This window comes from Acetatifactor sp., assembly GCF_982438285.1.
This window is the reverse complement of record NZ_CEWDFQ010000176.1, coordinates 1-6,455: the sequence shown is the minus strand read 5'-3', so window position 1 is coordinate 6,455 and position 6,455 is coordinate 1. Positions and strand designations below refer to the sequence as shown.

General features: G+C 47.3%; 7 protein-coding genes, 3 tRNA genes and 1 pseudogene. 3 read left to right on the top strand and 8 right to left on the bottom strand.

What is annotated here, in order from left to right:
• Positions 1-13 precede the first annotated feature (13 nt).
• The 3 genes from AC1WIP_RS09705 to AC1WIP_RS09695 all read left to right on the top strand — a co-directional run bounded on the left by AC1WIP_RS09705 (position 14) and on the right by AC1WIP_RS09695 (position 267).
• Positions 14-86 (top strand) — tRNA-Ala (locus tag AC1WIP_RS09705).
• 13 nt (positions 87-99) lie between these two features.
• Positions 100-170, top strand: a tRNA-Gly gene (locus AC1WIP_RS09700).
• A 24-nt stretch (positions 171-194) separates the two neighbouring features.
• A tRNA-Ala gene (locus AC1WIP_RS09695) sits at positions 195-267 on the top strand.
• Positions 268-311: 44 nt separating this feature from the next.
• Here the strand turns inward: AC1WIP_RS09695 and AC1WIP_RS09690 are convergent.
• The 8 genes and pseudogenes from AC1WIP_RS09690 to thrS form a co-directional block, all read right to left on the bottom strand.
• Positions 312-1,094: pseudogene (locus AC1WIP_RS09690) on the bottom strand (HAD family hydrolase).
• A gap of 69 nt (positions 1,095-1,163) precedes the next feature.
• On the bottom strand, positions 1,164-1,520 hold the full coding sequence (gene rplT / locus AC1WIP_RS09685; protein WP_318704940.1) for a 50S ribosomal protein L20: 357 nt from the start codon (positions 1,518-1,520) through the stop codon (positions 1,164-1,166).
• Between the two features lie 24 nt (positions 1,521-1,544).
• Positions 1,545-1,742, bottom strand: a complete 198-nt coding sequence (rpmI, locus tag AC1WIP_RS09680) for a 50S ribosomal protein L35 (protein WP_318704939.1) — start codon at positions 1,740-1,742, stop codon at positions 1,545-1,547.
• Between the two features lie 46 nt (positions 1,743-1,788).
• Positions 1,789-2,283 (bottom strand): translation initiation factor IF-3, encoded by a 495-nt coding sequence (infC, locus tag AC1WIP_RS09675; RefSeq protein ID WP_318704938.1) that lies wholly within the window; start codon positions 2,281-2,283, stop codon positions 1,789-1,791.
• Between the two features lie 298 nt (positions 2,284-2,581).
• On the bottom strand, positions 2,582-3,712 hold the full coding sequence (locus AC1WIP_RS09670) for a hypothetical protein (protein WP_481141647.1): 1,131 nt from the start codon (positions 3,710-3,712) through the stop codon (positions 2,582-2,584).
• Between the two features lie 58 nt (positions 3,713-3,770).
• Positions 3,771-3,914, bottom strand: a complete 144-nt coding sequence (locus tag AC1WIP_RS09665) for a hypothetical protein (RefSeq protein ID WP_481141646.1) — start codon at positions 3,912-3,914, stop codon at positions 3,771-3,773.
• A gap of 68 nt (positions 3,915-3,982) precedes the next feature.
• Positions 3,983-4,303, bottom strand: coding sequence for a DUF1540 domain-containing protein (locus AC1WIP_RS09660; protein ID WP_481141645.1), 321 nt, complete (start codon positions 4,301-4,303; stop codon positions 3,983-3,985).
• Positions 4,304-4,436: 133 nt separating this feature from the next.
• A complete protein-coding gene (gene thrS / locus AC1WIP_RS09655) occupies positions 4,437-6,395 on the bottom strand; it encodes a threonine--tRNA ligase (protein ID WP_481141644.1) in 1,959 nt (652 codons plus the stop codon).
• Positions 6,396-6,455 lie beyond the last annotated feature (60 nt).

Genomic DNA, 6,455 nt, shown 5'->3' with positions numbered 1-6,455 from the left:
GTATATAAGCACTGGGGCATTAGCGCAGTTGGGAGCGCGTTTGAATGGCATTCAAAAGGTCGTGGGTTCGAATCCCATATGCTCCACTTTTTCTTTTTTGCAGATATGGTTCATCGGTAGAACGCTAGCTTCCCAAGCTGGAAAGGCGGGTTCGACTCCCGTTATCTGCTTTTTCTTTTATATTTGCACTTCATGGGGATATAGCTCAGCTGGGAGAGCGATACGTTCGCAACGTATAGGTCACGAGTTCGAGTCTCGCTATCTCCATTTTTTTGTGCTCTTTTCCTTTTTGCAGACAAAAAGGCCGGGGGCTATATGACCCCCAGCCACTTTAAGGCGTTCCTGATTCCATCCTGTGTCACATCGGTAGTGACATAATCTGCCATCTCCAAAACCGCTTTTACTCCATTTCCCATAGCGATGCTTGTATGAGCGCATTCCAGCATGGGAATATCATTGCTGCTGTCGCCCAATGCCACAGTATCCTCCATGGAAATCCCAAGCTTTTGTGCCAGAAACTGCATCCCTGTAGCTTTGGAAATCCCTTTTGGCAGAATCTCATAAAAACCCTGTTCCCGATCCACAACAGAAAGCTCCTGGGAAAACTCCTCCGAAAAGGCTCTTATGCTCTGCGGATCCTCCACATAGGCATAAACCTTACAAAAATCACGGGGCCCCTCTTAAAAGCCCCAAAATTTCATCCCCCCAAACCCCGCCATAAAACCACGAGCTTTCTCATAATGAATCCGCTGGGGGCTGTCTTTAAAATTATTTTCCGCCCCCTCCAGCACCGCGTCAATTTTATATCTGTCCAGGGCCTCTATGATCCTGCGGGAAAAGGCCTCAGAAAAGCTCTCATGCAAAAGAACCTGGCCCTGATAAGTCACCATGGTTCCGCACCCCAGTACATAACCGTCAAATTCTGTAAATTTTGTCACTTTCCCATTTACCAGCTTCCAGGTTCTGCCCGTATTGATCACGCAGATATGTCCATTTTTCCTGGCCTGCTCTATAGCCTCTTTGGTGCTTTGGGACATTTCCTTTTTCTCATCGTCAATAATTGTACCGTCTATATCAAAAAAAATAAGCTTCATCGTTTCTCCATCAAATCAAATTCTGCCACAAAAAACACCCGGCGGACTTACTCCGCCAGGCGCCGTCTGTTACGCAATTTTTGTCTTTGCCAGCTCTGCCAGCGTCTTAAAGCCTTCAGCATCGTTTACGGCCATCTCTGCCAGCATCTTTCTGTTGATATCAACACCTGCAAGCTTCAGTCCATACATAAATTTGCTGTAGGACAAGCCGTTGATTCTTGCGGCAGCATTGATACGTGCAATCCAAAGGCGTCTGAATTCGCGCTTTCTTTCCTTTCTTCCCACATAGGAGCTGGCAAGCGCTCTCATCACCGACTGCTTTGCCACTCTATACTGCTTGCTTCTTGCTCCTCTATAGCCTTTTGCAAGCTTTAACACTCTGTTATGTTTCTTTCTGGCATTTAAGCCACCTTTAATTCTTGCCATGTCTTATTCTCCTCCTAACCTCAATTATAAATAAGGTAAAATCTTCTTCATATTCTTAACATTGGTCGCATCCGTAATCGCAGGCTTTCTGAGATTACGTTTCCTTTTGGTGGATTTCTTGGTTAAGATATGGCTCTTATAGGCTTTCGCTCTCTTTAATTTACCTGATCCTGTAGCTTTAAAGCGCTTAGCTGCTGATCTGCTTGTCTTCATTTTTGGCATAACGGGTTCCTCCTAAAATTTACTTAATCTATTTTAACTGTACCAACTAACGTTTTTCAGTTAAAAACATAGTCATGCTTCTTCCCTCTACCTTGGGAGCTTTTTCCACCACCGCAATATCAGACAGACTACCGGCAAAGTCATCCAAAATATGCTTGCTGTTATTCATATGTGCCATCTCACGGCCGCGGAAACGAAGGGTTACCTTCACCTTATCTCCTTTGGTGAGGAACTTTCTTGCTGCATTCACCTTCGTGTTCAGGTCATTGGTGTCAATGTTGGGAGACAGACGAATCTCCTTTACATCAATGGTCCTCTGCTTCTTTCTGGCTTCCTTTTCCTTCCTGATCTGTTCGTACTTGAATTTGCCGTAATCGACAATCTTACAAACAGGAGGCTTCGCGGTGGGAGCGATCTTCACCAAATCCAATCCGGCTTCCTCTGCCAGTCTCATCGCTTCCCTGGAAGACATTATCCCAAGCTGTTCGCCGTTTTCTCCAATTAAGCGTACCTCTTTGTCTCTGATCTGTTCGTTAATCATTAAATCGCTAATGGCCTTATACCTCCATAAGAAAACAGTAATTTTACAATAAAAAATGGATAGCAAAACTATCCACCAAAATTCTCATCCCCGGCCATTACCCTGCACTAAGCGGATTCGTCTGACTCCGCCGGAAAAAATGTCTGCTGCTTCTGCAGATAAGATATAAACGCTTACAAGCTCAGCTGCCGTAAGGTGAGAGTGGATACTCTGCTTGTTATTCCATTTGAACCGTTTTATAGTGTAGCATGACATTTTCACTTTGTCAATCCCGAATTTGCAAAAATTAATCTCCAAATTATCCCTCAAAAATCCTGGGATTTTGGGCCTTGATCCAGGAAGCCACCTCCGCAAGCTCTTTCATATGGATGCCTGCAAATTCCAGCTGGTACTTCTTTCCGGCATTTGTCCTAATCACAAGACTCTTTGCCAGACCCCGGCTGCCGCTGTACCTTACGCTTTGGAGCCTTTCGATCTGCTCCAAAAGGACCATTGATAGCAGTCCGCCGCTGCAAAAAACCAGACAGTCCGGCAGCAGATGCACCTCTCCCCCAAAGAGTTTATACACCGGATGGGGATTTTGAAAGTTCCTCTGGATACGCTCCTGCAGATGAGGGGAAAGGATATCGAAAACATGTTGGAATTTCCTTGTGCCCACAGTGAACATTTTGATCAAAGCAAACAGGAGAACAAAGGCCGGCAGGAGCAGACAATAGTAGGGCAGTCCCGCCCAAAACACCAGATAAAGCATCAGCAGAAATAGCATGGCGCTAAGGATTGTCACTCGCTTTATCTCCCGCCTGTAAAACTCAGCCGTGATACTTGTTTTTCCCGGATTATCCCAAATATTTTTTCTTTTGGGATTGCGCCCGGCAGTCCCTTGCAGCTCATTTTCCTGCCTTTCGTTCTGCTGTAATACAGAACCGGGCGTCTGTCCATTCCTCTGAATGAGCACAAACCTGCCGCTTACCGTATCAAACACAGCATCGTAAATAACTTCCGGCTCTGCGGTAAAAACGAAATGGCCAGAAATGTTGCGTTTGGCTCTCCCCTCCGGCCTGCTTCCCGGGCAGTGAAGAATGATCGTTATCTTAACAGAGCCAGGCGCCACATAACAGCCCTTCCCTTTCCTGGTTTCCGAACCAAAGGGAACATTTATGTAAAATACCGGGGAAGCCTCTCCTTCCTCACACGCAATTTCCGCATAATTCCGGGCCGGATCCCTGGCATACACAATAAGAACCGCCGCCTCTTGATGCCGTTTTAAAAACCTCCTGATCTTTCTTCTGCGGCGCAGCGTATCCAGCAAAACAAGCAGAAAGATCAATAAAACGCACACTGCAGCAAAACATAAAATTCCCACGACGCTTAAGGATTTTGACAAAATATGCCCCACAAGCTCCATGATCGGTCCTTCTTCCTTTCTCATTTGCACTTCCATTATAACTCCATTGTTCCTGAAGTTGTCAAGAAGCACATAAAACACCTCAATCCTGGATTTCCAAAAACTGATCTCCCGGCTCCACCTCTTTTGCCACCACAACAAACCGCCCGTCCTCTACCTGATAGGAACAGGTAGACAGCGTGAGAAAGCGATCTCCAAATTCCGCTTCCACACCCGTGTCAAACAAGGAAAGCTCCTTAGAAAAAAGCGCCGGATGCTCTCCGACGCTTGTGTTACTGTTCTGCCCATGCTCCTCTAACGTTCTTTAAAGGTAGCACAGGCTGTCTCGCGGCAGTCGCAGGCTCCGGAGCCCTTGATGTCCACGTGATCCGCAACGCATTTATAATTGCTGTTATAAACGCATTTTACCGCCTCACAGTCAATGCTGATGATCTTGCTGGGATGAGACAGGGAACTGGTATAAGAATCTTGTCCCTCTCTTCTTTGAGCAAAACTTTCGCAGCAGGTGTCATCACAGCTGCAGGCATGTTTTCCGCCCACCATGATATCACCCTTAGAACAATAACAGTTTTCATTGTAGGTGCAGTTTTCCACTCCGCATTTCAATTCAGCCATAGCAAACCTCCTTCTGCGCTGCTTCTTTCCTCAAGCCTACGGAAGCAGCGCAGACGATAGACTTGGACATAAGGATCAGTATGTCTCTTTTAGTCTGCCCGGCTTTTTATATTAAATTCAAAAAATTCTATTTTTATTCTTCCTGAATTTCCTCCTTGCGGATTGCCTTGGTGCGGATTTCCTCACAAATCTGCTCTAAAAATTCGCTCAAAGGCTTTTGTCCCTCATCTCCGGCAAAGCGGCTCCTCACAGACACCAGTCCCTGCTCGGCCTCCTGCTGTCCCACCACCAGCATATAAGGAACTCTGGCAAGCCTTGCCTCTCTGATCTTGAAACCGATTTTTTCCGACCGGTTATCCACCGAAGCGTCAATCTTTCTGGACTTAAGCTCCTTCAGCACCTGATCTGCATACTCCTCATATTTCTCGGAAATAGGCAGCACCCGGACCTGTTCGGGACACAGCCAGGTGGGGAATTTCCCCGCGTATTTTTCAATGAGCCATGCCAGCGTGCGCTCATAGCAGCCCATGGAGGTTCTGTGAATAATGTAGGGCCGCACCTTTTCGCCATTTTGGTCTACATAGTACATATCAAAATTTTCCGCAATGGCACAGTCAAGCTGAATGGTGATCATAGTGTCTTCCTTGCCGTACACATTTTTTGCCTGAATGTCAATCTTGGGCCCATAGAAAGCAGCCTCCCCGTCGGCCTCCGTAAAGGGAACGTTCTTCTCCCTGAGCACCTCTCTGAGGGCGTCCTGGGTTTTATTCCAGTAATCGTCATCCCCCAGGTATTTCTCTTTATTGTTGGGATCCCACTTGGAAAGACGATAGGTTACATCCTCCTGCAGTCCCAGGGTGGAGAGCACATAGTAGGCCAGATCCAGGCAGCCCTTCAGCTCCTCCTCCGCCTGATCAGGGCGAATTACCAGATGTCCCTCGCTGATGGTAAACTGGCGCACACGGGTCAGTCCGTGCATTTCTCCGGAGTCCTCGCTCCTGAATATGGTAGAGGTCTCACTCATTCTGTAGGGCAGGTCACGATAGGATTTCTGGGTATTTTTGTAAACATAATACTGGAAGGGACAGGTCATGGGACGAAGGGCGAACACCTCCTTATCCTTTTCCTCATCTCCCAGCACAAACATGCCTTCCTTGTAATGATCCCAGTGCCCTGATATTTTATACAGATCACTCTTAGCCATAAGGGGAGTTCTGGTGCGCACATAGCCCCACTCATTATCCTCCAAGTCCTCAATCCACCGCTGAAGCTTCATGATCATCTTAGTGCCCTTTGGCGTAAACAGAGGAAGTCCCTGGCCGATCACATCCACAGTGGTAAACAGCTCCATCTCACGCCCCAGCTTATTGTGATCTCTCCGCTTTGCATCCTCCATACGCTCCAGATGCGCCGCAAGCTCCTCCTTTTTACTGTAAGCAGTACCGTAAATACGCTGAAGCCTTGCCTTGCTGGAATCCCCCCTCCAATATGCCATGGAGGAGGAAGTAAGCTTAAATGCCTTGACTCCTTTCGTGCTCATCAGGTGCGGGCCCGCGCACAAATCCACAAAATCTCCCTGTCTGTAAAAGGAGATTTCCTCCCCCTCAGGAAGCTCCTCTATCAGCTCCACCTTGTAGGGCTCGTTTCTCTCCTCCATAAGCTTTATGGCTTCTTTTCTGGGAAGGGTGAATTTTTCCAGCTTCGCTCCTGCCTTCACAATTTTTTTCATTTCCGCTTCCAGACGGTCTAAGTCCTCTCTGGAAAAGGGCGCGTGATCAAAATCATAGTAAAAGCCCTCCTCTATGCTGGGTCCGATGGTCAGCTTTGCCTCCGGAAACAAATGCTTTACCGCCTCTGCCAGCACATGGGAGGCAGTATGCCGAAGAGCCGCCAGTCCCTCCTTATCAGCTGCCGTACAAATGCTCAGCTCACAGTCATGGTCCAAAACAGTTCTCAAATCCACAACCTTTCCATCCACCTTTGCACAGCATGCAGCTCTGGCCAGCCCCTCGCTGATGTCAAGGGCGATCTCATAAACGCTTTTGCTCTCTGCATATTCCTTTACAGAGCCATCCTTCAATGTGATTTTCATGTTCCTTTCCTTCCTTCCTGTTTTCCTGAACGAAAAAGTCCCCTGCAATATTTCTATTGC

Coding starts and splice junctions, on each gene's coding strand:
- AC1WIP_RS09670 (WP_481141647.1), bottom strand. CDS start 3,712: ATGAGAAAGGAAGAAGGACCGATCATGGAGCTTGTGGGGCATATTTTG.
- rplT (WP_318704940.1), bottom strand. CDS start 1,520: ATGGCAAGAATTAAAGGTGGCTTAAATGCCAGAAAGAAACATAACAGA.
- infC (WP_318704938.1), bottom strand. CDS start 2,283: ATGATTAACGAACAGATCAGAGACAAAGAGGTACGCTTAATTGGAGAA.
- thrS (WP_481141644.1), bottom strand. CDS start 6,395: ATGAAAATCACATTGAAGGATGGCTCTGTAAAGGAATATGCAGAGAGC.
- rpmI (WP_318704939.1), bottom strand. CDS start 1,742: ATGCCAAAAATGAAGACAAGCAGATCAGCAGCTAAGCGCTTTAAAGCT.
- AC1WIP_RS09660 (WP_481141645.1), bottom strand. CDS start 4,303: ATGGCTGAATTGAAATGCGGAGTGGAAAACTGCACCTACAATGAAAAC.